Raw genomic sequence first — 26,198 nt, 5'->3', positions numbered from 1 at the left:
TGGGAATTCCGGACCGTTCAATGGGAGGATGGACTGTGGACGACACATCAACAACGCCCCTAAAGGTCTATGGTTCGGCTTTTCCTCAGCGCAAGGCAGGCATGGTTAACTGGGTTCAAAACCCCAGAAAACGACCGCTCTCCCGGTCGCTACCGTCCCGGCCTGCCGGTCTTGCGCGACCGACGCGATTCCTTCCGGACATCGGCAGGATCTTCGTACGATCCCGCGCCCGCCTTGTTTCGCTTGACCGCTTTCGCATCGTCCGCGGGCTTGTCGGGCACCTTGCCCGGGAGCGGCTTTTCAGTGCGCCGCACGGTCATCTCGTCGAGATCGTTCTTTCGGAATTTTGACGCTCCGGCGGGAACCGCATGGTCGCCCGACGTGCCCATCTCGTCGAGAGCCGGCTTGGCGAAGAGCGAGGTCTCGTCGACGGTGCGATGGCGGGCGCGGCCCTTGTTGTGCTTGCCCTTTTCGCGGCCGGAAGCGGGGCTCTGCATTTCGACCTCGCGCGCGAGGGGATCGTCGGAGATCGCCAGCTCCATCTCGCGCAGGCGCTTGACCTCGTCGCGCAGCCGGGCTGCCCGTTCGAAATCCAGGTCCGCGGCGGCGTTGCGCATTTCCTTGTCGAGATGCTCCAGATGCGCCTTGAGATTGGCGCCGACCATCTGCCCGTCTTTCGTGACGTTCGAGATGTCGGGCCGGACATGGTCTCGCTCGTAGACGGACGACAGGATGTCGCCGATGTTCTTCTTGATGCTTTCGGGCGTGATGCCGTGCTCGGTGTTGTAGGCTTCCTGCTTTTCGCGCCGGCGGCTGGTTTCAGCCATCGCGCGTTCCATCGAGCCGGTGATGTTGTCGGCATAGAGGATGACCTTGCCGTCGACGTTTCGCGCCGCGCGGCCGATCGTCTGGATCAGCGAGGTTTCGGAGCGCAGAAAGCCCTCCTTGTCCGCGTCCAGAATGGCGACGAACCCGCATTCGGGGATGTCGAGGCCCTCGCGCAGAAGGTTGATGCCGACAAGCACGTCGAACGCGCCGAGGCGAAGATCGCGCAGGATTTCGATACGCTCCAGCGTGTCGATGTCGGAGTGCATGTAGCGCACCCGCACGCCCTGCTCGTGCAGATATTCGGTCAGGTCTTCCGCCATGCGCTTGGTCAGCACGGTGCACAGCGTGCGGTAACCCTTGGCGGTCGTCTCGCGGATTTCGCCCAGCACGTCGTCGACCTGGCTCTTGGCGGGCCGCACCTCGACGGGCGGATCGATCAGCCCGGTCGGCCGAATGACCTGCTCGGCGAAGACGCCGCCGGCCTCCTCCATCTCCCACTTCGACGGGGTCGCGGAGACGGCCACCGTGAGCGGGCGCATCGCGTCCCATTCCTCGAATCGCAGCGGCCGGTTGTCCATGCAGGAGGGGAGGCGGAATCCGTATTCCGCCAGCGTCGCCTTGCGCCGAAAGTCGCCGCGATACATGCCGCCGATCTGCGGAACCGTAACGTGGCTTTCATCGATGAAGACCAGCGCATTGTCGGGGATGTACTCGAAAAGCGTCGGCGGCGGATCGCCCGGCCGGCGGCCTGTCAGGTAGCGCGAATAGTTCTCGATGCCCGCGCAGGAACCCGTCGCTTCGAGCATTTCCAGATCGAAACGCGTGCGCTGTTCGAGGCGCTGCGCCTCCAGCAGGCGGCCGGCATGTTCCAGCTCGACAAGGCGGTGCTTCAGCTCCTCCTTGATCGACTTGATCGCCTGGTTGAGCGTCGGGCGCGGCGTCACATAGTGCGAATTGGCGTAAATCTTGACCGATTTCAGATCCCCGGTCTTTTGCCCCGTCAGCGGATCGAACTCGACGATCGTCTCGATCTCGTCGCCGAACATCGAAATGCGCCATGCGCGATCTTCAAGGTGGGCCGGAAAAATCTCGATCGTGTCGCCGCGCACCCGAAACGAGCCGCGCACGAAATTGATGTCCTGGCGCTTGTATTGCTGGGCGACCAGATCGGCCAGAAGCTGGCGCTGGTCGAGGCGGTCGCCGACCTCCATCTGGAAGGTCATCGCCGTATAGGTCTCGACCGAGCCGATACCGTAGATGCACGAGACCGACGCCACGATGATCACGTCGTCGCGTTCGAGCAGGGAGCGGGTCGCGGAGTGGCGCATCCGGTCGATCTGTTCGTTGATCGAGGATTCCTTCTCGATGAACGTGTCGGTGCGCGGGACGTAGGCTTCCGGCTGGTAGTAGTCGTAATAGGAGACGAAATACTCGACCGCGTTGTTCGGGAAGAACGATTTGAACTCGCCATAGAGCTGGGCAGCAAGCGTCTTGTTGGGCGCGAGGATCAGCGCAGGGCGCTGCGTTTCGTTGATCACCTGCGCCATGGTGTAGGTTTTGCCCGACCCCGTAACGCCGAGCAGGACTTGCGTGCGGTCATGCTCTTTCACGCCAGACACGAGATCGGCGATCGCGGTCGGCTGGTCGCCCGCCGGTTCGAACTCCGACTCCATCCGGATGGCGATGCCGCCTTCGGACTTGTCGGGGCGCGCCGGACGGTGCGGCACCCACATCTCGCCATTCTTGTGCAGCGGATTGCCGCTCTCGATCAGCGCGGAAAGCGCTGCAACCGTGGCGGTCACACCCGACGATGACAGCGATGCAGCGTCTTCGAGGCTGACATCCATGCCGGCGACCGGATTGAGACCCGCCGCCGCGCGTTCCTTCGGCGAGGCCGCGCCGCCCATCGACGTTCCGCGGCCCGAGCGTGTGGGGGCCGACGACCGCTCCGGAATCTTCTTCGACGGTTTTGCGGCAGGCTTCTCGGCCTCGCGCGCGATCTGCTCGGCCCAGCCGGAAATGACGCCGGTCAGCGGCGCACCCTCAAACGGCGCTTGTGGCGCTTCCTCGAAGCCGCTGCCGCCGGGCATCGGCTCGGATGCGTCGAGATAGTCCGTCAACGGACTCTTGCGCGACCGCGCGCCGAAACGGCTGGTCTCGTCCGCAGACGCGGTCTTCTTTCCGGGTGTTTTGGCCATCGGCGGAATATGGGCAGAGTCCGAGCCGATTGGAAGAGCCGGCATGCATGGCAAGCGCGTTACCGGAGCTATCCTGACAGGAGGGTGTCAGGAGGCGCCAGCCGTTCACGCCGGGTTTCCGCCCGGTTCTCAATGTGCGCGCTGCGGTAGCATGAAATACTTCTTTTCGCGTCGCAGGGCGGATACATTTTCGACATGCGGCGTTGCTATGTCCGCAGCATGATCAATGAGGGACTGATTCCATGAAGATTGCGGTGCTTGGCGGTGACGGATTCATCGGTTGGCCCACATGCCTCCATCTGTCCGATGCGGGTCACGAGATTCATATCCTCGACAATCTGTCGCGTCGGTGGATCGACACAGAGCTCGGCGTGCAATCGCTGACGCCGATGGATTCGATCCAGGAGCGCACGCGCATCTGGTATCAGGAGACCGGACGGCGCATTCATTTCCACCTGATCGATCTCGCACGCGACTACGAGATTCTGAAGAGCTGGCTTGCGAGCGAGCGGCCGGACGCCATCGTGCATTTCGCCGAGCAGCGCGCCGCGCCCTATTCGATGAAGAGCGACCGGCACAAGAACTACACGGTCAACAACAACGTCAACGGCACCCACAATCTGCTCAACGCGATGGTGGAGGTGGGGCTGGACGCGCATCTCGTGCATCTCGGCACGATGGGCGTCTACGGCTACTCGACCGTCGGCGCGGCCATTCCTGAGGGTTATTTGCCGGTCGGCATCGACGTGATGTCGGGCGAGACGGTCAAGCAGGATATTCTCTATCCGTCCAATCCCGGCTCGATCTATCACATGACGAAGTGCCTGGATCAGTTGCTGTTCCAGTTCTACGCCAAGAATGACGGGTTGCGGGTCACCGACCTGCATCAGGGCATCGTCTGGGGCACCCATACCGAACAGACGCGCCGGCATGTGCAGCTCATCAACCGGTTCGACTACGACGGTGACTACGGCACGGTCCTGAACCGGTTCCTCATTCAGGCGGCGATCGGTTACCCGCTGACAGTGCACGGAACCGGCGGCCAGACGCGCGCATTCATCCACATCCAGGATTCGGTGCGCTGCATCGAACTGGCGCTCAAGTCGCCGCCGACGCGTGGCGACCGGGTGAAGATTTTCAACCAGATGACCGAGACGCACCGCGTCCGTGACCTTGCCGAAATGGTTGCCCGCATCGCGGGCGGCAGCGTTGCGTTCCTGCCCAATCCGCGCAAGGAAGCGGCTGAAAACGACCTCGTGGTGAAGAACGACCAGTTCATCGAACTCGGCCTCAATCCGATCACGCTGGAGGAGGGCCTGCTGGACGAGGTGATGGAGGTCGCGAAGAAATACGCCTACCGCGTCGACCGTAGCCGCATCCCGGCCGTGTCTGCCTGGACCAAGGACATCGCGCCGACCATCGAGCGCGATCCCGAAGGGAAGCGGCTGAAGAGCGTGGGATAGCGATTTGACGTCGGTACTGCCCCTCATCCCCCTGCCGGGACCTTCTCCCCGTGAACGGGGAGAAGGGGCTTGGCTGAGCCGTATCCGCTTTCCCTTCTCCCCGTTCACGGGGAGAAGGTGGCCGAAGGCCGGATGAGGGGCAGCACCGGCCTTGCAGATATTCGCCTACGTCACCCTCGTCACCAATGCCGACTACGTTCTCGGCGCGACGGCGCTCGCGCGTTCGCTGCTGGCGACCGGCACGACAGCGGACCTCGTCGTCATGCACACGGGCGGCGTGGACGATTCACACCTTGAATCGCTCAAGGCGCTCGGCGCGAAGCTCCACCGCGCCGACCTGCTGCCGACATCGGACGCCTTCAACGCGCGGCACCAGCGCGCGAAAATCCATGCCGAGAACCCGTTTACAAAGGGCCGCAAGCCGGATTTTCACACGCCTCTCGACAATTTCGCGAAGCTTCGGCTCTGGCAACTGGAACAGTACGACCGTGTCGTGTTCATCGACGCCGACGCGATCGTGGTGCGCAACATCGATCGCCTGTTTTTCTATCCCGAATTCTCCGCCGCGCCGAACGTCTATGAAACGCTTGCCGATTTTCACCGGCTGAATTCGGGCGTCTTCGTCGCGACGCCGTCGCGCGAGACGTTCGACGCGATGCTTGCCCGGCTCGACGCGCCGGACGCGCATTGGCCGCGCACCGACCAGACCTTCCTCCAATCCTACTTCCCCGACTGGCACGGGCTGCCGGTGTTCTTCAACATGCTCCAGTATGTCTGGTTCACCATGCCGGAGTTGTGGGACTGGAAGTCCGTGCATGTCGTTCACTACCAGTACGAAAAACCCTGGGAGCGCGACCACCCAAAGGCCGCGCAATTGCAGCCGCTGATCGATCTCTGGCGATCCTGCCTTGATGGCGCCATGCCGGACGTGGATTCTCTGGAAAATCCCTCGGTCGCACGGTGAACATGCCAAAATCGCTGGTTTCGGGAGGCACGGGTTACGTCGGCCGCTTCATCGTGGACGCCCTCATCGCGCGCGGACACGAGGTGACAGTTCTAAGTCGGCGTGAGCCGCGCGCCGATCTTTTCATCGCGCCGATTCATTTCATGACGGGCGAACTCGATCCCGGCCGTGATCAATCCCACGCTTTCCAAGGCATGGATCTGTTCGTGCACGCGGCGTTCGATCATCTTCCTGGCTTGTACCGGGGCGGGGAGGGCGACGATCCCGCAAGCTTTCGCACGCGCAATGTGGATGGATCGAAGGCATTGTTCGACGCCGCCCGCAAGGCCGGTGTTGGTCGTGCCGTCTTCCTGTCGAGTCGCGCCGTCTATGGCACGCAGCCGCCCGGCGCGCGGCTTTCGGAAGAGACGAGGCCCCATCCCGATACGCTGTACGGCGAGGCCAAGCACGCCGTCGAGCGGCATCTGCGCGAGATCGGGTCGACCGAGGCTTTCGCCGGCACGTCGCTGCGCGTCACCGGCGTCTACGGTCCGGCGGGGCGCGGAAAACCCGACGACAAATGGACGCCGATCATTCGCGACTGGCTGGATGGCCGCGCCGTCGAGCCCCGCGCAGGCAGCGAAGTGCATGGCGCGGACGTTGCGGGCGCCGTCCTCGCAATCCTCGATGCGCCCGCTTCTGCCGTTGCCGGGCAGATCTTCAACGTCTCCGACGTGATGGTCGATCGCACCGACATGCTCGCCATCGTCCAGCAGGCGACGGGTCATTCTACGCCGCTGCCCCAGCCGGCGGACAGTTCGCGGATCAACGTGATGGAGACGGACAGGATCGAAGCGCTTGGCTGGCGCCCCGGCGGGGTGAAGCGCCTGCGCGACACCGTTCTCGACCTCGTGGACAAGCTGGAGCCGGCACGCAGTCGGTAGGCCGCGCTGCGTCCATCACGGAAATAGCGGCGATTGCGCCATTTGCAGATGCAGCGCGCTGCCATCGTAAGGATGCGCCTCGCACACCGCTTCGTCCAGTTCGACGCCGAGGCCAGGTTCTTTTGATGGAATGACGTGCCCGTCCTGCCATTCGATCTTCGTCTTCAGAAGGTCGGCGTGGAAGCCGTCCCACTGCTTGAGCGATTCGAGGATCAGGAAGTTCGGCAGCGTCGCCGCAAGCTGGATGTTGGCCGCGCCGACGATCGGCCCGCAATAGCAGTGCGGCGCGATCTGGATGTGGTAGGCCTCGGCCATCGCCGCGATCTTCTTCGTTTCGAGAATGCCGCCGGAGCGTCCCAGATCGGGCTGTAGGATGGTCGCGGCGCGGTTTTCGATGATGCGGGCGAACTCCCACTTCGTCGTCAGCCGCTCACCGGTCGCGATCGGGATCGACGTGCCGCGCGCCACCTGCGCCATCACTTCCGGCATATCAGGCGGCACCGGTTCCTCGAACCACAGCGGGTCGTAGGGCTCGATCGCGCGCGCCATGCGCAGCGCGCCCGACGCCGTGAACTGCCCGTGCGTGCCGAAGAGGATGTCGGCCTTCGTGCCGACCGCCTCGCGGATCGCCTTCACCATGGCGGCCGACGTCTCGATGTCGACGAGGCGTGGCTGGTGGCCGTCGAAGGCGGTGTAAGGCCCGGCGGGGTCCAGCTTCACGGCATCGAAGCCCTGTCGCACATATTCGATCGCGCATTCGGCTGCGAGGTCGGGGTCGTTGTAGACGTTCCGTCCCGAGACGTCCTCGGTGTGGACGCTGCCTTCGTGCGGGTAGAGATAGGTGTAGGAGCGCAGCGTCTCGTGCACCTGTCCGCCGAGCAGCTTGTAGACCGGCTTGCCCGCTTCCTTGCCGACGATGTCCCAGCACGCCATTTCCAGCGCGGAGACGCAGCCCATCATGGAGATGTCGGGCCGCTGGCTGAAGCCGGACGAATAGGCGCGCCGAAAGAAAGTCTCGATGTCGTGCGGGTCCTGCCCCACGAGATAGCGTCCGGCACAGTCCTCGATCATCCGGGCCGTGACATGCGGCCCGAACGTGGCGCTGTAGGCCTCGCCATAGCCATGCACGCCGCCATCGGTCGTCAGCTTCACGAAGATGAAGTATTTGCCGCCGATGCCGGGGGGAGGATTGCCGACCACCCAGGTCTTCACATCGGTGATCTTCATGGCAAATCCTCCTGTATCAGTTGGGCGCCCTTCCAACCGGTCATGATCGCGGCCGCGTTTGTGTTGCCGGAAATCACGCTCGGGAACACCGACGCATCGATCACCCGCAGGCCCTCGAGACCGTGCACTTTCAGACGCGACGACACCACCGATGACGACACATCGGATCCCATGCGCGCGGTGGAGACCGGATGATAGACGGTGCCGGAGCGTTTGCGGAAGTCGTCGATCAGCGCCTCGTCGCTGGTGATCGACGGGCCGGGCAGCACCTCTTCGTCGATCATTTTCGACAGCGCGGGCGTTGCGGCGAGCTTGCGCAGGAATTTCACGGCAGCCAGCATCTCATCGACATCGTGGTTGGTCGAAAAGGCGTTGGCGACGATCTTCGGGTGCTGGTTCGGGTCGCTGGTGCGGATCATGATCGAGCCACGGCTGGTCGGGCGGCAGTTCGACAGGCCGATCGAGAAACCTGGCCATGGGTCGGGCGACAGGATCGGGCGCTCTCCCGGCCGTGGCAGCACGGTCGAGAATGCCTGGAAATAGAGCTGCATGTTGGGCCGCGCGATCGCCGGATCGGTGCGGAAGAAGCCGCCGCCCTGGTTCATGCTCATCGCAAGCGGCCCGTTGCGCAGGAGCAGATAGCGCATGCCGACCGCCAGCTTGCCCCACCATGGCCGCAGAAGCTGGTTCAGCGTCGCGGTTCTGGCCTTGAACGTATAGTTGATGCCCTGATGGTCCTGCAGGTGCGCACCGACATTGTCGTTGCCGTGAAGCACGTCGATGCCGAGGGATCGCAGATGCTCGGCCGGCCCGACACCGGACAGTTGCAGCAATTGCGGCGTGTTGATCGAGCCTGCCGACAGGATCACCTCGCGCCCCGCGCGCGCCTGATACGTCCGTCCGTTCTTCATATATTCGATGCCGACCGCGCGTCTGCCCTCGAACAGGATCTTCGTCGCCAGCGCGTTGGTCTCGACGCGCACGTTCTGCCGCTTCATGGCGGGCCGCAGGAAGGCTCGAGCCGCCGACATGCGACGGCCGTTGCGCGTCGAAATCTGGTAGACGCCGACGCCCTCCTGCCGCTCGCCGTTGAAATCGGCGTTCAGCGGGAGATCTACCTGCTGGCCGGCTTCGAGATAGAGATTACAGAGCGGATGCACGAAGCGCCGGAGGTCGGTGACGTGAACCGGTCCGCCTTGACCGCGCCAGTCATCCGCACCGCTTTCATTGTCCTCGATCGCCTTGAAGATCGGCAGGACGTCGTCATAGCCCCAGCCGGCGTTTCCGGCATCGCGCCATTCGTCGAAATCCTCGCGCTGGCCCCTGATCCAGACCATCGCATTGATCGAGCTCGACCCGCCGAGCAGCTTGCCGCGCGGCCAATGGTCGGCGTTGCCCGCGAGACCCTGATCGGGCTCAGCCTTGTAGTTCCAATTGACCGCGGGGTCGAAGAACGTCTTGCCGTATCCGAGCGGCATCTGGACGAAGAAGCGGCGGTCCGTGCCGCCGGCTTCCAGCACCAGCACGCTGTGCCGGCCGTTCGCCGAGAGGCGCTCGGCAACGACCGACCCGGACGAACCGGAACCGACGATGATGAAATCATATTGCTGCATGAAGCTTTTGCGGTGGTCGCTCTAACCCGTTGTTCCGGGTGCAGCTTAGCCTTGGGGCCTAAGGCGCGTCACGGGCGCATTCCGTCATCGCTTGTGAAAAAAGCGACTGGCGGATAGGTCATTGTGAGACAAGAGACTGAGGGGACCATCATGAATCGCAGCGACGTCAATCCAGTGGGCGAACTCACGCTTCGCACGCTTGCCATGCCCGCCGACGCCAATGCGGCGGGCGACATCTTCGGCGGCTGGGTCATGGCGCAGATGGATCTTGCGTGCGGCATCCGCGCCGCCGAGCGGGCCAAGGGGCGTGTCGTGACGGCGGCGGTCAAGGAGATGTCGTTCGCCAAGCCGATGAAGGTCGGCGATACGCTGTGCATCTATATCGACATCACCAAGGTCGGCCGGACATCGATGACGCTGCGCGTGGAAGCCTGGGCGCAGCGCTATCTGTCTGACCTGATGGAGCGCGTGACGCATGCGGATTTCGTGATGGTCGCGCTCGACGGCGACGGAAAGCCAAAGGCCGTGCCCGCCGAGGCCTAGCGCAGCGCCTCAGGCTCTTTGCGTGTCGAAGCGCATGCGCGCACCGTTGATGCGCTCGATGTTGTCGCGTGCCCACAGACCGAGCGCCCGCACGGGAACCAGGAGTTCCCGCCCCAGATCCGTCAGCTCATATTCGACGCGGGGCGGGATGGTTGCATAGACGGTGCGGGTCACCAGTCCGTCTCGCTCCAGGTTGCGCAGCGTCGTGGTCAGCATCTTCTGCGAGATCGAGCCCACCATGCGGCGCAGCTCGTTGAAGCGCATCGAGCCGTCGCCCAGTGTCTCGACCACCAAAACCGTCCACTTGTCACCGATGCGCGAGAGTATGTCGCTGACTGCGCGGCACGCGTCGGTCTCGTGAAGGTTACTCAGTGTCAATAAAGTGCCTCCTTGTGCATTGCGGCATTGGTCTCTTATGTAGCCCCAGTATCCAACGGATACCAGTTTTATGCCGAAAGGAAGCAAAAAATGGCAAAGCCTAAGATCGGGGTCGTCATCGGCTCCACCCGCCCCGGACGGTTCGGCGACAAGCCGGCCGAGTGGATTGTCGAGCGCGCAAAGGCGCTGGGTGAATTCGACGTCGAGCTGATCGATCTGCGCGACTTCCCGCTGCCGTTCTTCGACGAGCAGACGTCGCCGGCCTATGCGCCCTCCGGCGATGAAACCGCCAAGCTCTGGCAGAAGAAGGTCGCCTCGCTCGACGGCTTCATCTTCACCGCCGCCGAGTACAATCGCGGACCGACCGCCGTTCTCAAGAATGCGCTCGACTACGCCTATACCGAGTGGAACAACAAGGCCGCCGCTTTCGTCGGATATGGTGGCGTCGGCGGCGCCCGCGCGGTGGAGCAGCTTCGCCTGCATGCAGTGGAGCTCCAGATGGCGCCCATTCGCAACGGCGTCCACATCGTCTGGGCTGACTACGCACGCATCGCCAGCGGCGAAGTGACGTTCAACGATCTGCCGCATCTGGTGCAGGCTGCCGACGACATGCTCAAGCAATTGTCGTGGTGGGTCAATGCGCTCAAGACTGCACGCGGTTCCGACAGCGCGAGCGTCAAGGCCGCGTAAGGAATAGACGGCGCGGGGGTGACCTCCCTCCGCGCCGTGTTTAACTTTTATACCTGCGGTGTCCGTTCGCGGCGGGACTTGGCCTGCTTCGCCGCAAGGACCTTGTCGATCCGCCTTCCGTCCAGATCGACCACCTCGAACCGCCATCCCTGCACGTTCACATGCTCGCCGACCTGCGGCAGGCGGTGCATATGAGCCAACATGAAGCCGGCGAGCGTATCGAAATCGCGCTTGTCGGGAACGGAAATCCCAAGCGTTTCCGCCATCTCATCCGCTTGCATGTAACCCGCAAGCAGCCATGATCCGTCTTCTCGCTCGACAGCGACCGGTTCGTCTTCCTCGATATCCGACCTGAACACACCGACGATCGTTTCCAGAATGTCGGCCGGGGTCACCACGCCTTCGAAGTCGCCATACTCGTCATGGACGAGCGCTATCGGCATTTCCGCTTCCTTGAGCGTCGCCAGAATGTCCAGCGCATCCGCATAATCGTGGACGATCGGCGCCGTCTTCACATGGGCGGACAATTCGAACGGCTTGCGATCGAGCAGCGCGGCAAGGACGTTGCGCGTGCGAACGACGCCGATCATCGTGTCGATGCTGCCGTCCGCCACCGGGATGAGCGAGTGATTGCTGTCGATGAGCTTGCGACGCATGTTGGTGCGCGTGTCGTTGACGTCGAGCCAGTCGACTTCGGTGCGTGGCGTCATGATGGCGCGAACGCTGCGATCCGCGAGGCGCATCACGCCCGCAATCATCTTGCGCTCGTCGCTTTCCACCACGCCGTGGCTCTCCGCCTCGGCGATCAGGCTCGCGATCTCCTCGTCGGTGACCTTGGTGCCGCTTTCCTCGTGCTGGCCGAGAAGGCGCAGCACCGTCCTGCCCGAAATGTCGAGCAGCCACACCAGGGGGGCGGCCACGATCGAGAGGATGCGCATGGCAGGCGCGACCTTGGACGCGACCGCCTCGGGATTGCGAAGTGCGATCTGCTTCGGCACCAACTCGCCGATGATCAGCGAGCCGTAGGTGATCGCGGCAACCACCAGTCCCACGCCAAGCGTGCTGGCCATGCCGGCGGGAACACCGTTCGCGGCGAGGAAATTCGCCAGCCGCAGGCCCAAGGTGGCGCCGGAAAACGCGCCCGACAGGACGCCGACCAGCGTGATGCCAATCTGGACCGTCGACAAGAAGCGGCCGGGATTGCTGCCGAGCTTGAGCGCGGTCGCGGCACCCGCCACGCCCTTGTCCGCCATGGCGCTGAGGCGAGATGCGCGCGACGACACCACCGCGAGTTCCGACATGGCGAGAAGTCCGTTGACGCAAATGAGAACGACAACGATAGCAATTTCAACTGTGAGCATGCCGCATAGATAGCATCGTGAAATCGGTTCGCGAATACTATTCCGCGGGTGGACTGCAATTTTTGGTGCTTCCTGCGGATTGCAGCGTCGCGACGATGGCAAAACCATCGGTGCGGTAGAGATCCCCGCCGCCATTTCGGGCGTCCTGTGTCTCGCCACGACCCTCGACGATGACTTTCGACGCGATCGCACAGACCGAGGCGAGATCGGCCATCACCAGATCGCGCTCGGCATCGACGTCCGGCCCGATGTGGTGGGTGATTTCCCCGGTGTCATGGCTGATGCCGACGCCGCTGTCGAAGCTCGCGGAGCCCAGCCAGAGCAGCGTCTCGCCGGCTTCCTGCTCGATCTGCCAGAAACGGACGTGATGGCGCTTGTCGGGGCTGACGCCATCGGGTTTCTCGAAGGCGAGATCCTGGCGGCGTCCATCGAAGATCAGCGTGCTGATCGGCGCATCCGCATAGGGCCGATCGAGCGCGACGCTCAGCCCGATCTCCAGGCTGGAGCGCAAGGTGATCGGATCGGCCGGTCGCCATCCTGCCGCGGCCATGGCGGCGAGAACCTCGGCTCGGGTTCCGACCAGCCCGACATTGATGGGATCGCCGAAAATACCCTGCGGCGTCTCGGTCAGCATGGAGGATACGGGCAGGACACGACCGGCGTCGCGGTCGGTCCAGTATCGAGGCAGCGCCAGATAGGCGACCGTGACATAGAGTAACGCCAGGGCAATGACAGTCAGCGCGATCCGACGCGTAAACCGGCTGTGACGTCTCTCGCTGGGCGCTACCGGAGGCTGATCCATCCGGCATCATACCTGAATCAGCGGCAGGCGACGTAGCCGTTCCGGCGGTTCTTGATGTCGAAGTGGAAGTGGTCCGCGTGATCGGCGTCGTAGCCGGGGCCCAGCACCGTCGTGAAGTATTGGCAGCCGCCGCTGCGCACGTTCCTCAACAGGCTCTTTTCACGGAATGCGAACCAGCCCGGCTTGCGCACGTCGATGTCGCGGCCGTTCTTGAGCTCGATGCGCATGACGTCGAGCGCGTTGCCCTTGGAGTGTTCGGACGCGACGCCACCTGAACGGCGGATGTTGCGGCAGGAGTAGCTCGAGCCCTGATGGATCGTCTGAACGCCCGACAGGTATTTCCAGCGGGCGGCAGAGGCGAGCTCGTTCTTTGTCCATGAGGCGAACGCGACGGCCATCGCGCAGGTCAGCGTCGCATGCGGCTTCATCGCGATGTTGCCGGAGAGTTGCTGGACCTGCACGGGGTAATCGATCTGGCAGGCGCCGCCGTCATTGATCGGCGCGAGATCCTTGTAGGTCACGCCCAGCCGGCGAAGCTGCTTCCTGCACGCGACTTCGTCCGCGGGCATGGACATGCCGGGTGCCGCAGGTGGTTGAAAACGCGGATAGGCCGCCATCATCGGGTTGGACGGCACCAGACGCGCGAGTCCGCGCGATTGCGACACCGACGACGTCTGCGCGCCGACATCGACCTGCGGCGTGAGAACGCTCGTCACCGAACACGACGAAAAGGCTGCCGCGCCGCCGGCGACGACAAGCGCGCTCGCGATGAAACGCAGGCGGTTTTTCAGATGCGCGTAAAGCTTCGCTACCCCGCTACGCAAAACATCGGGCATGTCGCGTTCCCTATCCCAGACCAAAACCGATGGTACGGGGCAACGGTAAAGGAAACATCAGTGCGACATTTCACGCCTGTGTTTGAAATGTGTCCTCCGCACCTGCTGGCAGAAGGCACCTATTGGCAGAAAGTGCCGCCGTTTCTGCGCTGGGCGAGATCGAAGTGGAAATGGTCGGCGTGATCCGCATCGCTGCCCGGTCCGAGCACGGTCTTGAACGGCCCGCAGGCGGCGTCCCGGATCGCCTGGATGATGCGGGTGCGGCGCGGTTCCGACCGCTTGTAGCCCTGCACGTCGATCCGCGTTCCGTCGGCAAGAATGAGCGCGCCCCAGTCCAAGGCATTGGCGAAGGCGTGTTCGGACAGCTTGTTCGTGCCGTTGCGAGGCCGGCAGACGTAAGACGATACCTGATTGACTGTCGACAGTTCCGAACCGAATTCCTTCTCCAGGATCGGGCCTGCCTGGTCCTTCACGAAGCGGGCGGTCGCTTCCGCCATGGCGCATGTCAGGACGGCCTCAGGCTCCAGCATCACGCCGTCCGGGAGTTGGCTGACGGTGATCGGGTGAGCGGCCGAGCACCCTTCCGGCTCCGAAAGAGGTGCGTGCTCCCTGAAGGTGACGCCCAGTTCGCGCAGCTTTGCCCGGCATGCAACCTCTTCGCCGGGCATTTTGGTGCTCGACGGTTTGGCGGTCACCTTGGGTTTGGGTTCCGGCTCTCGCGGGGACTCTTTGTCCACGGGCTGATCGCCATCGGCGGCAGGCTCTTTCGCGGTATCGGTCGGAAGTTCCGGCCGCTCCGAGGGCAGGGGCGCTTCCGAAGAGGGCGGGAGGGTATCGGCCTGTTCGCCCTCAGCGGGCTCCTCGCTGTCGTTGCGTGTATCGGCGTCGTCTTCGCCAGCCTCCGGCACGACTTCCTGCTTCAGATCGGGTGCTTCCATCCGCGGCGGCAGCGGACTCTCGGTCTGGGCAAATGACCCCGCCGCGCCAATGGCGAGAAGGGCCGCAACACATGGAAATCCGATGAGAAGCCAACGCCGAAGTGCAATCGTCATTGCTGCGACATGGTCCGGTGCGGTGGTCGCGGCAATGGCGATGCGCTTCACATCGCGTTACGCGGCATTTCAGGCGCCGATCGCCTCGAGCCCTTCTTCGAGCCAGTCGCCCAGCATCGGCATTCCCAGCAGGTAGGTCGAGGCGCGCCGCTTGCTGCCGCGCCCGCGCGCCTCGGCAACCGCATCCTGCCACTCCGCGACGTCGAAATCGCCGCGGCCGATCCACATGATCGCGATCAGCTCGGCCGCTTCGTCCACATTGAGGTCGTTGATGAGCGCACGAAATTCCCGCTCGGTCAGATCCTCAGATTCCTCTTCCGCCAGACCGTCATGGTGATGGGTCTCGCGCGCCTGGTCGTCGAGTTCCACCTCGTGCTCGTTGCCCGCCTCGTAGTCGTGGTTGAGCGCGGCACTGAGCGTCTTCGCTTTCAGTACGAACAGCCGCACCGTGTCCGGGTCGATCGTCAGGTCCCACTCTTTCTCGACGGGTTTTTGCAAGGCTTCGCTCCTCCGCAGTCGGCTCACCATACGGGAATTTACCCAAAACTCCACGCTAGCGGGACCCGTGCGTCGATAGCGGCCACGTGCGCCCCCCACGTCATATTGACAGCACCGCGGGCTGGCGCGAAATGGCGCGTCATTCCTCCCATGCGGATCATCTCGCCATGTCGTTCGTGCTTTCTCCCAAAGTGCTGCCGATCCTGCTGCTCGTCGGCTCCAACATTTTCATGACGTTCGCCTGGTACGGCCATCTCAAGTTCAAGACGTCGCCGCTCTACGTCGTGATCCTGTTTAGCTGGATGATCGCCTTCATCGAGTATTGCCTGGCCGTTCCGGCAAACCGCATCGGCCACGAGGTCTATTCGGCGGCCGAGTTGAAGACCATGCAGGAGGTCATCACGCTCAGCGCCTTCGTGGTGTTCTCAGTTTTCTATCTGAAGGAGGGCATCACCTGGAACCACGTCGCGGGGTTCACGTTGATCGCCGGCGGAGCGGCACTGATCTTCCGTGGTGGATGACCAAGGCGCGTTGGGGTCGAGATTTTCCACGCTACAGCAATGATTTGGCTGATGCAGCGGGATTGTTCCCTTGGGTCAGGCAAGATTCTTCGTGAAAACTGCGCCGGAATTGTTATATTTCGCCGAACAAGCAATGAACGGTTCGTTGGTCGCGGCTTCCGGACCGTTTTCTTTTTGTGCCCATTCCCCGGAATGCGGCGCTGGAAATGGGCAGAAAGGTTTTGAAATGAACAAGGTCCCGATGACGGTTGGCGGGTTCGAGGCGCTCAAGGAAGAGCTGCGCTGGCGCCAGCAGGAAGAGCGTCCGCGCATCATCGAGGCCATTTCGGAAGCCCGTTCGCATGGCGATCTTTCCGAAAATGCCGAGTACCACGCTGCCAAGGAGTCGCAGAGCCTGAACGAGGGCCGCGTGAACGAGCTGGAGGACCTGATCGCGCGCGCGGACGTCATCGACGTCTCGAAGCTGTCGGGCGAAAAGATCAAGTTCGGCGCCATCGTGGTTCTCGTGGATGACGACACCGAGGAAAAGAAGACCTACCAGATCGTCGGCGACCAGGAAGCCGACGTGAAGGCTGGCCGCATATCGATTTCATCCCCCATCGCGCGCGCGCTGATCGGCAAGGAAGTCGGCGACGAAATCGAAGTCAACGCCCCAGGCGGCGCCCGCGGCTATGAAATCCTGGAACTGCGCTGGGCGTGAGAGGGCTACAGCGCAACAAGCACGGTCTTTAGATACCGAAGCGCTTGTTCAGAACATCCAGTGCTGATCCCTTTGGCGGGGCCTCTGATTTGAGGCCTCGCAGTGCCTCGTTCCAGAGGTGCACCGTCAGCGTTCGCTCGTTGATCCGGCTCTCCAGCGAGAAGCGTGGGTCGTACATGTAATGCGCCTCGCGCGCATGGAGCGGATAGAAGACGAATGTCGGCTGAGCCTCCCAGAAGAGATCGTGCTTGCGCGCCATCGCGGTGATTGCGCGCGGGCCGAACGTTCCCCACGGAAGCCGGGCTGGCGTCGGTTTTTGACCAACAGCACGCCTCAATGCCCACTGGACCTTTCGCTTTCGCGGTAGCCATGGAGGCACGAAGCTGCGGTCGAAAAGGCCAGCAAGTTCCGCTGTCATAGCGAGCGACGGGTCCAGCGAAAGGACGGCTCCGTTGATGAAGTCCCAGCTCTCCAGACCAAAAATGACGCGGTTCGGCAGGTTCAGCGGCTTCAGGCACACGATATCGAGATCTGACCAGAGGCCTTGGCCTTGAGCTTGCAACCGATAACGGAAGTAATCGGAAGCCAATGCATAAGAGCGGGTCTTGCGGTGTCTCAGATTCTCGATTTCAGCCGCCGGTGCGACCGCGTTGGCATCGCTCATCTCCACCGCGGTCGGAACGCCCCGCACGTCGCCATAGGTGTGCAGCCTGACATGATAGCCGGCCGCCAGCCACGATGCGATCGAAAGCTGCTCGATACGGCCGAGGCTGCCACCGATCCAGAGCATGTTGACGACATTGCTCAATTTCGGTCAGCGCTTTCAGGGTTCATGAACTGAGAACGCCATGCCTCGATTGAACGGATTGGCAGTTCGATGCGTTCGGTCGGCCAGTTGTCGAGACGTGCGTCGAGGCTGCCGATCCCTTCTCTTTCAACCGTTGGGAGCTTGAAATCCCGCCCCATCTCGCGGGCGCGATTGTCGATACTGACGATTATCGCTCGCCGTCCCTTCTGCAATGCGCGTATGCCTGCGTGGAGACGCGTTCCGACATAATCGAGCGACAAATCGGACTCCAGAACGCGATCGAACGCCCGGAGCGATGGCTGGATAATCTCGATGCCCGGCATATCCAGTTCGCGAAGATAGGCGAGGTCGTGTGATCCCTGGATCCAGACCATGACCCGTGCGTAGCGCCGGGCAAGCGCGCCGATCATCGCGCGGTCGCGTTCCGGGGACTTGTGATAGTCGGTTATCGTGCAGACGACCGTGTCGGATCGCGCACCAGAGCTGACAGGCCGCCAATCGGCTGCCAGATTCCACAATGTCGGGCATCCGGTATTGGCAAGACGGTCGAAGCCACATGCTTGCAGATGCTTGACGGAATAGGAATCGCGCAGCGAATGGGCGAGGATCGGCGACAGGATACGCTTGTAGGCAAAGCGTGTTCGCAAGTCGGGAGCGGACTGGTACTGCGACCAGCCGGTTCCCATCAGCACCAGCTTCTTGTCCATTGCCGCGAGGTCGGGGAACCGCAACCGCCACTGCCTGCCGCCTGACCAGTTGGAGAACAGCAGGTTCGTGCCGCCCGCAAAAATATGGTCCGCCTTCCGAAGAAGCTTTCTTGCGTATTTGTCCGTTGCGCTGTGCGTCGGCACGCGGAACACGAAGCCGTTCGGGAAAAGGGCCGCGATCTCCGAATCGACGGATTCCATGATGATCTGGTCGCCGAGATTGTCCGATCCCACGGCGGTATCCAGGATGGCGATATTCGTCTGCCTCATGTGACCCAGCCTGCCTCCAAGTGAACGATCGCGGTGCTGAGCCTTTCGGCTATCCGTCGATCGACACAAGCCCTTCGTCCTTCACCTGCTTGATGGTCAGCGCGGTTCGCACCGTATCCACATTGGGGGCGGAGGTGAGTTCTTCGATCACGAAGGTCTGGAAGGTGGAAAGGTCGCTTGCGACGCAGTGGAGCATGAAGTCCGATTCGCCGGAAACCATCCAGGCGCGGCGTACCAGAGACCAATTGCGCGCTCGTTCCGCGAATGCCTTCAATTCGGCGTCCGACTGATGCTGAAGCCCTACGAGACAAAAAGCGACGACATCGAGGCCCAGATCTTTGGCGTTGAGCAATGCCCGATAACCGCGAATGACCCCGCTGTCCTCCAGCCGCTTGACGCGACGCAGGCACGGGGGCGCGGATATGCCGACGCGCCGCGACAGTTCGACGTTTGTCATCCTCCCGTCGTCCTGAAGTTCGCGCAGAATCTTCCAGTCGATGGTGTCCAGGGTCGATTTGGAGAGCATTGAATTCTTCGAGCCAAACGGGTTGTTCAACGCTACCTACATGACACGGCGCAGCAGGGGAAGCATGGCGCGGACTTTCGAGAAAATACGTCCTACCAAAGGATTACGCGCCTGCTAAGGCGGGTCTGGCCGTTTCCTTGCATATCCTGTTCACTAGGCAAGACATAACCCGCTCCGAGGGGATCGAAATGCTGGAAGAACATACCTGGCGTGGGGTTGCTTCAGGCGAACAGCCGGGTTGGGAATGGCGCGCCCGCATCATCGCAAAACATATCGAGCCGGGGGAACGCGTCTTCGACTTCGGCGCCGGCAATAGAAAGCTTGCCCGCTTCATCCCGCCGAATTGCATTTACACCCCGATCGACGCGGTCAATGAAATACCGGGCACGTTCGTGGTCGACTACAACACGCATTTCGCCTTGCCCGAAGGCGGGTTCTCCGTTGCCGTATGCGCCGGCTTTCTTGAGTATCTTGAGGATGTTCCGAATTTCTTCAAGAACATAAGCGCCAGTTCTCCCGGGTCGAAGATTATTTTTTCTTATCTTTTTCCCGAGAAATCACCGCCCAGGAAGGAGATGATCCTGACAAACAGATATCCGTCATTGAATGATATTCTGGATGTTGTGTCGCCCTACATCTCTTATGCGCGCGTCGTGACGGGGGTAAACAATACGTGCATCGTCAAGGCCGTGCTTGGGCGTGACGCATCGGATCATGCTTTGAGAAATTGGAGCGATCTTGAGCCGATCGACGACATATTTTTACGGACGAAGAAGCGTTTCTCCATTCGCCGGATATTTGGTTTGAGAACGTCGCGATAGTTCTCAGGCTATGAGGCCGCATAAGTTTTGACCAAAATGGCGTGTGGATGGCTCTTCTTCATCGACAGGGATTTGTCTTCCTCGAGATATAAGTCGACTGCTTTTCTGCAGCCGCCGAAGTCGTTGTAGTCGTCAACGACAATCACGCCTCCCGGGCTAAGCACTGGCGATATCGCCGACAGGCAATGATAGACGGGGTCGAACCAATCACAATCGATATGGGCCAGCGATATGTGATCGCCCGCTCCGATCTTCAGCGTGTTTTCGAACAGGCCCTTGTGCAGCGATACGCGGTCTCCATCGACCGGGATTTTGAACTCGCTGAAGCTACGCAGTACCTTTTCATAGAGGTTGTCGACGTATCCGTAGTATTCGTCGCCGCCAATTCCGACGCTCTTTCCCTGCGCGATCGTCTCGTATCGGACATGCGTGTCCTCGCCGTCGCGCTCTGTTGGAGGCGGGATCATCCCGAAAACATCGAATCCCTTGAATTTCCTCGCGCCGTCGAGTTGTCCCGCGATAAAGATCGCGCTCCCGCCGAGCGCGATGCCCAACTCGTAGAAGTCGCCCGGAACGTTGTCCCGTTTGATCCGCTTTATCTCTCGGGCGAGTGACAGGAACCGCTCATTGGCAAGATAGGTCAGTTTGGCCGCCCGGACCTGTTTCGCAAGCCGCGGCATCATCCAGCGCTGTACAAGTTTTGTGGCGGACATCGGGCGATTTTCCTCAAGCTTCTCGACACGGCGATGGCCGCTTCGCCAAGGCGCATCCGGGTATCGATTTGCCCCTTGCAATGTCCTTCTGCAACACCTTTCCCCAGCCTTTCGGCCCCGCAACAATTCGCCGCCTTGCAAGCGCCGTGCCGGAGACCCTACATGAGAGGCATTCCAGCAGGTTCTGTCGTGCCCCTTGCGGGGACGATTCGGTTCGAGAAGGCAACGTCATGACAGCGATACACGCGCCTGTTCTTATCGTCGGCTCGGGTCCGGCTGGCTATACGGCGGCTATCTACGCGGCGCGTGCCATGCTCGAACCCATCCTCATTTCCGGGATGCAGCAGGGCGGCCAGCTCATGATCACGACCGACGTGGAGAACTATCCGGGTTTCGCTGATCCGATCCAGGGGCCCTGGCTCATGGACCAGATGCTGAAGCAGGCGGAGCATGTCGGTTCGAAGATCGTCACCGATCTCGTCACCAGCGTGGACCTCGACATCAGGCCGTTCCGGCTGACGACGGATTCCGGCACGACCTACACCTGCGATGCGCTGATCGTCGCGACGGGCGCCCAGGCGAAGTGGCTCGGCATTCCGAGCGAGCAGACCTTCATGGGCTTCGGCGTCTCGGCATGCGCCACATGCGACGGTTTCTTCTATCGCGGCAAGGACGTGATCGTCGTCGGCGGCGGCAATACGGCCGTCGAGGAAGCGCTGTACCTGTCGAACCTCGCCAAGAGCGTGACCGTCGTGCATCGCCGCGACGAGTTCCGCGCCGAGCGCATTCTTCAGGAACGCCTGTTCAAGAAGGAGAACGTGACCGTTCTCTGGGACCATTTCGTCGACGAGATCGTCGGAACGGTTCAGAAGAAGCCGCTGCCGCCATCCGTCACGGGCATCAAGCTGAAGCATTCCAAGACGGGCGTCGTCACGGAGATGGCGACCGACGGCCTCTTCGTCGCGATCGGCCATGCGCCGGCCGTCGAGCTTTTCGCGGGCAAACTGAAGCAGAAGCCCAACGGCTATCTGTGGACCGCGCCTGATTCAACCGTCACGAATGTGCCGGGCGTCTTTGCTGCCGGCGATGTCACCGACGACATCTATCGTCAGGCGGTGACGGCCGCCGGCATGGGCTGCATGGCAGCGCTCGAGGCGGAACGCTACATCGCCGAGATGGACGCGCATCGCGAAGCCGCCGAGTAAAGCGCGCTCGCGACAGGTGTCGCGGGCGAGAGAGGGAAGCATTCGTCATGGCTCTCGACTGGGACAAGCTGCGCGTGTTTCACGCGGCCGCCGAGGCTGGGTCGTTTACCCATGCCGCCGAAGCACTGCGCCTGTCCCAATCCGCCATCTCCCGGCAGGTCAGCGCGCTCGAGCAGGATGTCGGGGTCGCGCTCTTCCATCGGCATGCGCGCGGGTTGGTGCTGACCGAGCAGGGCGAGATGCTCTACCAGACGGCGCACGAAGTGCTGATGAAGCTCGAGAGCGTGCGCATGCGGCTCACCGAGGCAAAGGATCGGCCGTCCGGGCCGCTGCGGGTCACGACGACCGTTGGCCTCGGGTCGGGCTGGCTCACTGAGCGCGTGCAGGAATTTCTCGATCTCTACCCGGAAATCCAGCTTCAATTGCTTCTGGCGAACGAGGAACTCGACCTGACGCTTCGCCAGGCCGATTGCGCGATACGGCTGCGCCAGCCACAGCAGCCGGACCTGATCCAGCGCCGCCTGTTCACGGTGCACTTCCACCTCTACGCATCGCCGTCCTACGTGAACAAGCACGGCAAGCCCCGGACCATCGAGGACCTCGACAACCACCGCATCGTGACGTTCGGCGAGCCGGTGCCGATCCACCTCGCCGACATGAACTGGCTCGAGACAGCCGGCCGGCCGGAAGGGTCGAAGCGATCCGCGACGCTACAGATCAACAACATCATGTCGATCAAGGCCGCAGTACAGCGGGGCGCGGGGATAGCCATGCTTCCCGACTACATGGTGGAGAAGGAAGCCGGCCTCGTGCAACTGATGCCGGAGACCGAGGTGCCGTCGTTCGACACCTATTTCTGCTATCCGGACGCGATGAAGAACCAGGTCAAACTTCACGTCTTTCGCGACTTCCTGATCGCGAAGGCACGAAGCTGGTCATATTGAGGGCGCTTCCTGCCTCTTGATGCATCACTGTGCATTGGGAATAAGCCATGCAATCCCCGCATGGGTGCAATGCAACAAGAATGCTTGTTATATGAGCAAGAAGAGCCCATATCCTAATCATCTCCCGGGCGCGTTCCTCCTCCCATTAGCGCCCGCGAGTGTTCCCCTCTGGAGGTTTGCCTTACGGCACTTCCAATAACTCAGCCGGGTCTTTCAGATCCGGCTTTTTTCTTTTTGGGCCCCTGGTCTTCCCCGCCGCCGCAGAAAGCAGCTTTTATCCGCCGCGTAACGGTGACGTGTAACCCTTGCTCACCTTTCGCAGACGCGTGCAGGCGGGTAGCGCTGTCCAAGGACGCGGCGATGCGCCGGCCTGTGGCGGATGGGGGCATCCGACGCACGCCCAAGCTGTCAGGCCGCGTCCCACTTATAAGAACCGGTTGCGATCCCGGTCGATGCGGCGGACCTGTCATAGATCGGACAACGATTATGGTCTGCGAGAAAACGGCGTCAGACCCAAGACCTGACGCCGTTTCCTTTTCCAGATGCTTCAGGCTGCCGCCGCCTTGCCGTGTGCGTTCATGACGTCGTCTGCCTGGCGGCCCGTCAGTTCCGCCATGTGGTCGAATGCGGCCGTGTAGGTCGCCACGCCTGCGGTCACTGATCGAAGCTCCACGATCAGATTGCCGATTTCAGCCTGGGGCATCGTGGCCTCGACGACGTCCCAGCCAGGCCAGCCGGGTCTGGCATCGAAGCCGAGGATTTGACCCCGGCGCTGCGGCACCAGCGCCGTCACTTTCGCTGTGGCTTCCGACGGCGTGTAGATGTCCACCTTGAGGATCGGTTCCAAAAGCACCGGCGAACACGCCGCCATGCCCTCCTTCATTCCGATCCGCGCGGCCATCTGGAATGCCATGTCGGATGAGTCGACGGAGTGGAACGAGCCGTCCGCGAGGTTGACCGCTATGTCGGATACCGGAAATCCGAGCGGGCCGGCCTTGAGGTAGCTGCGCACGCCCGCCTCGACGGACGGGATGTACTGCTTGGGCACAACGCCACCCGTGATCGTGTCGGTAAATTCGAAGCCTGCGCCGCGTGGCAGGGGCTTGATGTCGAGCACGACGTCGCCGAACTGACCATGACCGCCCGACTGCTTCTTGTGCCGGCCGCGCTGGGTCATCGATTTGCGGATCGTCTCGCGATAGGGCACCTGCGGCGGGTGCTGGTCGATGGCGATCTGGTACTTGTTTTCCAGCCGCTCGGCCGTGACGCGCAGATGCATCTCGCCGTGACCGGAAATGATCGTCTCGCCGGTGTCCTGGTTCTGCTCCATGGAGAGGGACGGGTCTTCCTGCAGCAGTTTCTGGAGACCAGCCGAGAGCTTGACGTCGTCCTTGCGCTCGCGGGAGCGCAGCGCGAGCGTATAGACGGGCGGGGACACCTGCAAAGCCGTCAGCGCAGCCGGGTTCTTCGACGTGGACAGCGTGTCCCCCGTCGCCACATCGTCGAGCTTGCCGAGCGCGACGGTTTCGCCTTCTTCGGCCGACTGGATCTTGGTCTGATCCTTCCCGAGCATGCGATAGAGACCGGACACTTTGCCGGACGCACCGCTCGACGCGAAGAGTTCGGTGGCATCGGCGATCGTGCCGGAGAGCACCCGCGCCACCGACAGCTTGCCGCCATGGGCGGTGTGGACCGTCTTCATCACGTGCAGCGTCTTTCCGCCCGGCGCGACGCCCAGCCTTGCGCGCGTCGCCTCGACATCCGGCGCGTCGTGGCGGATCGCCTTCAGGAGACGCAGAACGCCGTTGCCTTTTTCCGCGGAGCCGATCAGCACGGGCGTGATCGCGCCGTCGCGCAGATCCGCAGACAGATCGTCGAACACGGCATCCTTGGGCGGCTCGATTTCTTCCAGAAGCTGTTCCATCAGCGCGTCGTCATGATCGGCCAGGCCCTCCAGCATGGAAAAGCGCGCCTCGATCTCGCGCGCCTTCTCGTCGTCGGGGATGTCGGCCACGGTGCTTTCGGCATGCTCGCGGTAGATGTAGGCGCGCTCCAATGCCAGATCGATCGAACCGACGACGATGCCGTTGTTGCGCAGGGGGATCTGGCGCAGCAGAAGCGGCGTCGAACTCGCCGGCTGCAGCAGCTTCAGCGTATCGCGAACGCCTGCGGTCGCACGGTCGATCTTGTTCAGGAACAGCATGCGCGGCACGCCCATCCCGTCGAGCTGGCGCATGATGAGCTGCAATGCCGGGAACTTCTTCTCGTCGGTTTCGGCCACGACGATCGCAAGGTCGCATGCGGCGAGGATGGACTGCGCCTCGAAGGCGAACTCGACCGATCCGGGACAATCGACGAAGGTGATGCTCTCGCCCATGAACTGCGTGGTGGCGAAGGTCGCTTCGACGCTCATCTGGTGGGCGCGCGCCTCGGGGGCATGGTCGCCGACCGTACTGCCCGACGACACGGGGTTCTGCCTCGGGATGGCGCCGGTTCGCGCCAGGAGTGCTTCAAGAAGCGTGGTCTTTCCGCTCGCGAAGGGACCGACGATGGCGACGCATTTCGGTCCCTTGCGTCGGTCTCCGGCTCTTTTACCCATGATAACTGCCTCCTCTCACGCGTTTCCTCATGAGCGGCGGCCGGCCATCGGCCGTCGCAGGCCGTTGACGGCTCTGCGGCCGTGCGGGGCCTGACGCATCGTCACATGGAGATGCCACGAGGGCAAGGGGTGACACGCGGGGGAGGGTTCCGGATTCGCATCTGCTGGACGCCGTCGAGCGGTACGGCTATGCGAGTATCGATGAGTGCTGCGGCGGACGAAGAACAAGAACCCCTGATCGGTCTCGCGTTGATCCGCGACAGGCTGCGGCGCCTGTATCACGGGCAGTCGAAGGCCGCGCTGCGGTTTCAGCTCGCGGTCACGATTGTGGATTTGGCGATCATCGCGTTCTTCATCGCCACCCCGATCCTCATCGAGCGACCATCCTTCCTCTGGATCGACTACACCGTCGCCGCGCTGCTTGCCGCGGACCTCACCGCGCGTGCGCTCGCCTCGACCGACATCTCGCGATGGGTCCGGCAGGTCACCGTTCTGGTCGACATCTTCATCCTGGTGACGCTGCTCTTCCCGCAGTCGCTCGCCAATCTCGGCTTCCTGCGCATCCTGCGGCTCTGGTCGCTGTCACGCAGCGGCACGCTGTGGCGACCGCTCGAGAGACACGGTTTCGGAGAGTGGCGCGACACGGTTCATGCGGTGATGAACCTTTTGACGTTCCTCTTCGTCATCACCGGCTTCGTCTATACGTTCTTCTTCCGCACGGGTGCCGGCTTCGATGCCTATGTCGACGCGCTCTATTTCACGGTCGCGACCGTAACGACGACAGGCTTCGGCGACATCGTGCTGCCCGGCGTCTGGGGAAAGCTCACCTCGATCGTCACGATGATCGTCGGCATCTCGCTGTTCGTGCGGTTGGCGCAGTCCCTGTTCCGGCCGCACAAGGTGTTCTTCCCATGCCCGCAATGCGCGCTCCAGCGTCACGACGTCGATGCCGTCCACTGCAAGGCGTGCGGGCATCTTCTGAAGATACCCGACGACAGCGACTGAGCA

The 26,198-nt window shown here is 62.4% G+C and carries 25 protein-coding genes; 11 read left to right on the top strand and 14 right to left on the bottom strand.

Going from position 1 to position 26,198, the window contains the following annotated elements; all coding sequences use genetic code 11:
- Window positions 1–149: 149 nt before the first annotated feature.
- Window positions 150–3,026 (bottom strand): excinuclease ABC subunit UvrB, encoded by a 2,877-nt coding sequence (gene uvrB, locus AAFN55_RS21910; RefSeq protein ID WP_347801119.1) that lies wholly within the window; start codon window positions 3,024–3,026, stop codon window positions 150–152.
- Between the two features lie 242 nt (window positions 3,027–3,268).
- On the opposite strand from uvrB, the gene AAFN55_RS21905 reads away from it, so the two are divergent.
- The 3 genes from AAFN55_RS21905 to AAFN55_RS21895 all read left to right on the top strand — a co-directional run bounded on the left by AAFN55_RS21905 (window position 3,269) and on the right by AAFN55_RS21895 (window position 6,376).
- Window positions 3,269–4,489, top strand: coding sequence for an NAD-dependent epimerase/dehydratase family protein (locus AAFN55_RS21905; protein WP_347801118.1), 1,221 nt, complete (start codon window positions 3,269–3,271; stop codon window positions 4,487–4,489).
- A 151-nt stretch (window positions 4,490–4,640) separates the two neighbouring features.
- A complete protein-coding gene (locus AAFN55_RS21900; RefSeq protein WP_347801117.1) occupies window positions 4,641–5,453 on the top strand; it encodes a glycosyltransferase in 813 nt (270 codons plus the stop codon).
- A 2-nt stretch (window positions 5,454–5,455) separates the two neighbouring features.
- A complete protein-coding gene (locus AAFN55_RS21895; RefSeq protein WP_347801116.1) occupies window positions 5,456–6,376 on the top strand; it encodes an NAD(P)-dependent oxidoreductase in 921 nt (306 codons plus the stop codon).
- A 15-nt stretch (window positions 6,377–6,391) separates the two neighbouring features.
- On the opposite strand, the gene AAFN55_RS21890 is transcribed toward AAFN55_RS21895, so the two are convergent.
- Window positions 6,392–7,603 carry a mandelate racemase/muconate lactonizing enzyme family protein gene (locus AAFN55_RS21890; RefSeq protein ID WP_347801115.1) on the bottom strand — a complete coding sequence of 404 codons (1,212 nt, stop codon included), beginning with the start codon at window positions 7,601–7,603 and terminating at the stop codon, window positions 6,392–6,394.
- Window positions 7,600–9,216, bottom strand: a complete 1,617-nt coding sequence (locus AAFN55_RS21885) for a GMC family oxidoreductase N-terminal domain-containing protein (protein ID WP_347801114.1) — start codon at window positions 9,214–9,216, stop codon at window positions 7,600–7,602. The genes AAFN55_RS21890 and AAFN55_RS21885 overlap by 4 nt, the downstream gene beginning before the upstream one ends.
- Window positions 9,217–9,363: 147 nt before the next feature.
- On the opposite strand from AAFN55_RS21885, the gene AAFN55_RS21880 reads away from it, so the two are divergent.
- Complete coding sequence (locus tag AAFN55_RS21880) at window positions 9,364–9,759, top strand: acyl-CoA thioesterase (RefSeq protein WP_347801457.1); 396 nt, start codon at window positions 9,364–9,366, stop codon at window positions 9,757–9,759.
- 9 nt (window positions 9,760–9,768) lie between these two features.
- Here the strand turns inward: AAFN55_RS21880 and AAFN55_RS21875 are convergent, their stop codons facing one another.
- Window positions 9,769–10,137, bottom strand: a complete 369-nt coding sequence (locus tag AAFN55_RS21875; RefSeq protein ID WP_347801113.1) for a helix-turn-helix domain-containing protein — start codon at window positions 10,135–10,137, stop codon at window positions 9,769–9,771.
- A 90-nt stretch (window positions 10,138–10,227) separates the two neighbouring features.
- On the opposite strand from AAFN55_RS21875, the gene AAFN55_RS21870 reads away from it, so the two are divergent.
- Window positions 10,228–10,827 (top strand): NAD(P)H-dependent oxidoreductase, encoded by a 600-nt coding sequence (locus tag AAFN55_RS21870; protein ID WP_347801112.1) that lies wholly within the window; start codon window positions 10,228–10,230, stop codon window positions 10,825–10,827.
- Between the two features lie 47 nt (window positions 10,828–10,874).
- Here AAFN55_RS21870 and AAFN55_RS21865 read toward each other — a convergent pair whose 3' ends face one another.
- The 5 genes from AAFN55_RS21865 to AAFN55_RS21845 all read right to left on the bottom strand — a co-directional run bounded on the left by AAFN55_RS21865 (window position 10,875) and on the right by AAFN55_RS21845 (window position 15,376).
- Complete coding sequence (locus tag AAFN55_RS21865) at window positions 10,875–12,188, bottom strand: hemolysin family protein (RefSeq protein WP_347801111.1); 1,314 nt, start codon at window positions 12,186–12,188, stop codon at window positions 10,875–10,877.
- 37 nt (window positions 12,189–12,225) lie between these two features.
- Window positions 12,226–12,990, bottom strand: a complete 765-nt coding sequence (locus AAFN55_RS21860) for an LssY C-terminal domain-containing protein (protein ID WP_347801110.1) — start codon at window positions 12,988–12,990, stop codon at window positions 12,226–12,228.
- Between the two features lie 17 nt (window positions 12,991–13,007).
- Window positions 13,008–13,826, bottom strand: coding sequence for an extensin family protein (locus tag AAFN55_RS21855; protein WP_347801109.1), 819 nt, complete (start codon window positions 13,824–13,826; stop codon window positions 13,008–13,010).
- A gap of 119 nt (window positions 13,827–13,945) precedes the next feature.
- Window positions 13,946–14,878, bottom strand: coding sequence for an extensin family protein (locus AAFN55_RS21850; RefSeq protein WP_347801108.1), 933 nt, complete (start codon window positions 14,876–14,878; stop codon window positions 13,946–13,948).
- A gap of 69 nt (window positions 14,879–14,947) precedes the next feature.
- Entirely contained in the window at window positions 14,948–15,376 is a 429-nt protein-coding gene (locus AAFN55_RS21845; RefSeq protein ID WP_347801107.1) for a DUF3775 domain-containing protein, read from the bottom strand.
- Between the two features lie 167 nt (window positions 15,377–15,543).
- On the opposite strand from AAFN55_RS21845, the gene AAFN55_RS21840 reads away from it, so the two are divergent.
- The gene (locus AAFN55_RS21840; RefSeq protein ID WP_347801456.1) at window positions 15,544–15,897 is read left to right on the top strand and encodes a DMT family protein; all 354 of its coding nucleotides are present in this window, start codon (window positions 15,544–15,546) and stop codon (window positions 15,895–15,897) included.
- Between the two features lie 226 nt (window positions 15,898–16,123).
- Window positions 16,124–16,597, top strand: coding sequence for a transcription elongation factor GreA (greA, locus tag AAFN55_RS21835; RefSeq protein WP_347801455.1), 474 nt, complete (start codon window positions 16,124–16,126; stop codon window positions 16,595–16,597).
- A 28-nt stretch (window positions 16,598–16,625) separates the two neighbouring features.
- Here greA and AAFN55_RS21830 read toward each other — a convergent pair whose 3' ends face one another.
- Genes AAFN55_RS21830 through AAFN55_RS21820 form a run of 3 tightly spaced genes read right to left on the bottom strand, consistent with a single transcriptional unit; the run spans window position 16,626 to window position 18,908 of the window.
- Complete coding sequence (locus AAFN55_RS21830) at window positions 16,626–17,387, bottom strand: hypothetical protein (RefSeq protein ID WP_347801106.1); 762 nt, start codon at window positions 17,385–17,387, stop codon at window positions 16,626–16,628.
- Window positions 17,388–17,401: 14 nt separating this feature from the next.
- Complete coding sequence (locus AAFN55_RS21825; protein ID WP_347801105.1) at window positions 17,402–18,382, bottom strand: polysaccharide pyruvyl transferase family protein; 981 nt, start codon at window positions 18,380–18,382, stop codon at window positions 17,402–17,404.
- 49 nt (window positions 18,383–18,431) lie between these two features.
- The gene (locus AAFN55_RS21820) at window positions 18,432–18,908 is read right to left on the bottom strand and encodes an Lrp/AsnC family transcriptional regulator (RefSeq protein WP_347801104.1); all 477 of its coding nucleotides are present in this window, start codon (window positions 18,906–18,908) and stop codon (window positions 18,432–18,434) included.
- Between the two features lie 188 nt (window positions 18,909–19,096).
- On the opposite strand from AAFN55_RS21820, the gene AAFN55_RS21815 reads away from it, so the two are divergent.
- On the top strand, window positions 19,097–19,729 hold the full coding sequence (locus AAFN55_RS21815; protein WP_347801103.1) for a methyltransferase domain-containing protein: 633 nt from the start codon (window positions 19,097–19,099) through the stop codon (window positions 19,727–19,729).
- Window positions 19,730–19,737: 8 nt separating this feature from the next.
- On the opposite strand, the gene AAFN55_RS21810 is transcribed toward AAFN55_RS21815, so the two are convergent.
- Window positions 19,738–20,442 carry a TylF/MycF/NovP-related O-methyltransferase gene (locus tag AAFN55_RS21810; RefSeq protein WP_347801102.1) on the bottom strand — a complete coding sequence of 235 codons (705 nt, stop codon included), beginning with the start codon at window positions 20,440–20,442 and terminating at the stop codon, window positions 19,738–19,740.
- A 230-nt stretch (window positions 20,443–20,672) separates the two neighbouring features.
- Here AAFN55_RS21810 and trxB point away from each other — a divergent pair, with 230 nt between their 5' ends.
- Both trxB and AAFN55_RS21800 read left to right on the top strand, forming a co-directional pair.
- Complete coding sequence (gene trxB, locus AAFN55_RS21805; RefSeq protein ID WP_347801101.1) at window positions 20,673–21,647, top strand: thioredoxin-disulfide reductase; 975 nt, start codon at window positions 20,673–20,675, stop codon at window positions 21,645–21,647.
- 47 nt (window positions 21,648–21,694) lie between these two features.
- Window positions 21,695–22,591, top strand: a complete 897-nt coding sequence (locus AAFN55_RS21800; RefSeq protein WP_347801100.1) for a LysR family transcriptional regulator — start codon at window positions 21,695–21,697, stop codon at window positions 22,589–22,591.
- A gap of 547 nt (window positions 22,592–23,138) precedes the next feature.
- Here AAFN55_RS21800 and AAFN55_RS21795 read toward each other — a convergent pair.
- Window positions 23,139–25,190: an elongation factor G gene (locus AAFN55_RS21795; protein WP_347801099.1), complete on the bottom strand. Its 2,052-nt coding sequence runs from the start codon at window positions 25,188–25,190 to the stop codon at window positions 23,139–23,141.
- 201 nt (window positions 25,191–25,391) lie between these two features.
- On the opposite strand from AAFN55_RS21795, the gene AAFN55_RS21790 reads away from it, so the two are divergent.
- Complete coding sequence (locus AAFN55_RS21790) at window positions 25,392–26,195, top strand: potassium channel family protein (RefSeq protein ID WP_347801098.1); 804 nt, start codon at window positions 25,392–25,394, stop codon at window positions 26,193–26,195.
- Window positions 26,196–26,198 lie beyond the last annotated feature (3 nt).

It is taken from the genome of Mesorhizobium sp. CAU 1732 (assembly GCF_039888675.1).
In the GTDB taxonomy this organism is placed as follows: Bacteria; Pseudomonadota; Alphaproteobacteria; order Rhizobiales; family Rhizobiaceae; genus Aerobium.
Note: the sequence above shows the minus strand (reverse complement) of the source record. Positions and strands in the feature narration are given on the sequence as shown.

What these genes read in the sequence shown, in the direction of transcription:
- AAFN55_RS21850 (WP_347801108.1), bottom strand. Translation starts at nt 14,878, where the DNA reads ATGACGATTGCACTTCGGCGTTGGCTTCTCATCGGATTTCCATGTGTT.
- AAFN55_RS21800 (WP_347801100.1), top strand. Translation starts at nt 21,695, where the DNA reads ATGGCTCTCGACTGGGACAAGCTGCGCGTGTTTCACGCGGCCGCCGAG.
- AAFN55_RS21865 (WP_347801111.1), bottom strand. Translation starts at nt 12,188, where the DNA reads ATGCTCACAGTTGAAATTGCTATCGTTGTCGTTCTCATTTGCGTCAAC.
- AAFN55_RS21820 (WP_347801104.1), bottom strand. Translation starts at nt 18,908, where the DNA reads ATGCTCTCCAAATCGACCCTGGACACCATCGACTGGAAGATTCTGCGC.
- AAFN55_RS21825 (WP_347801105.1), bottom strand. Translation starts at nt 18,382, where the DNA reads ATGAGGCAGACGAATATCGCCATCCTGGATACCGCCGTGGGATCGGAC.
- AAFN55_RS21830 (WP_347801106.1), bottom strand. Translation starts at nt 17,387, where the DNA reads ATGCTCTGGATCGGTGGCAGCCTCGGCCGTATCGAGCAGCTTTCGATC.
- greA (WP_347801455.1), top strand. Translation starts at nt 16,124, where the DNA reads ATGAACAAGGTCCCGATGACGGTTGGCGGGTTCGAGGCGCTCAAGGAA.
- AAFN55_RS21840 (WP_347801456.1), top strand. Translation starts at nt 15,544, where the DNA reads ATGTCGTTCGTGCTTTCTCCCAAAGTGCTGCCGATCCTGCTGCTCGTC.
- AAFN55_RS21815 (WP_347801103.1), top strand. Translation starts at nt 19,097, where the DNA reads ATGCTGGAAGAACATACCTGGCGTGGGGTTGCTTCAGGCGAACAGCCG.
- AAFN55_RS21895 (WP_347801116.1), top strand. Translation starts at nt 5,456, where the DNA reads ATGCCAAAATCGCTGGTTTCGGGAGGCACGGGTTACGTCGGCCGCTTC.
- AAFN55_RS21790 (WP_347801098.1), top strand. Translation starts at nt 25,392, where the DNA reads ATGAGTGCTGCGGCGGACGAAGAACAAGAACCCCTGATCGGTCTCGCG.
- AAFN55_RS21890 (WP_347801115.1), bottom strand. Translation starts at nt 7,603, where the DNA reads ATGAAGATCACCGATGTGAAGACCTGGGTGGTCGGCAATCCTCCCCCC.
- AAFN55_RS21885 (WP_347801114.1), bottom strand. Translation starts at nt 9,216, where the DNA reads ATGCAGCAATATGATTTCATCATCGTCGGTTCCGGTTCGTCCGGGTCG.
- AAFN55_RS21795 (WP_347801099.1), bottom strand. Translation starts at nt 25,190, where the DNA reads ATGGGTAAAAGAGCCGGAGACCGACGCAAGGGACCGAAATGCGTCGCC.
- AAFN55_RS21860 (WP_347801110.1), bottom strand. Translation starts at nt 12,990, where the DNA reads ATGGATCAGCCTCCGGTAGCGCCCAGCGAGAGACGTCACAGCCGGTTT.
- AAFN55_RS21870 (WP_347801112.1), top strand. Translation starts at nt 10,228, where the DNA reads ATGGCAAAGCCTAAGATCGGGGTCGTCATCGGCTCCACCCGCCCCGGA.
- AAFN55_RS21855 (WP_347801109.1), bottom strand. Translation starts at nt 13,826, where the DNA reads ATGCCCGATGTTTTGCGTAGCGGGGTAGCGAAGCTTTACGCGCATCTG.
- AAFN55_RS21810 (WP_347801102.1), bottom strand. Translation starts at nt 20,442, where the DNA reads ATGTCCGCCACAAAACTTGTACAGCGCTGGATGATGCCGCGGCTTGCG.
- trxB (WP_347801101.1), top strand. Translation starts at nt 20,673, where the DNA reads ATGACAGCGATACACGCGCCTGTTCTTATCGTCGGCTCGGGTCCGGCT.
- uvrB (WP_347801119.1), bottom strand. Translation starts at nt 3,026, where the DNA reads ATGGCCAAAACACCCGGAAAGAAGACCGCGTCTGCGGACGAGACCAGC.
- AAFN55_RS21905 (WP_347801118.1), top strand. Translation starts at nt 3,269, where the DNA reads ATGAAGATTGCGGTGCTTGGCGGTGACGGATTCATCGGTTGGCCCACA.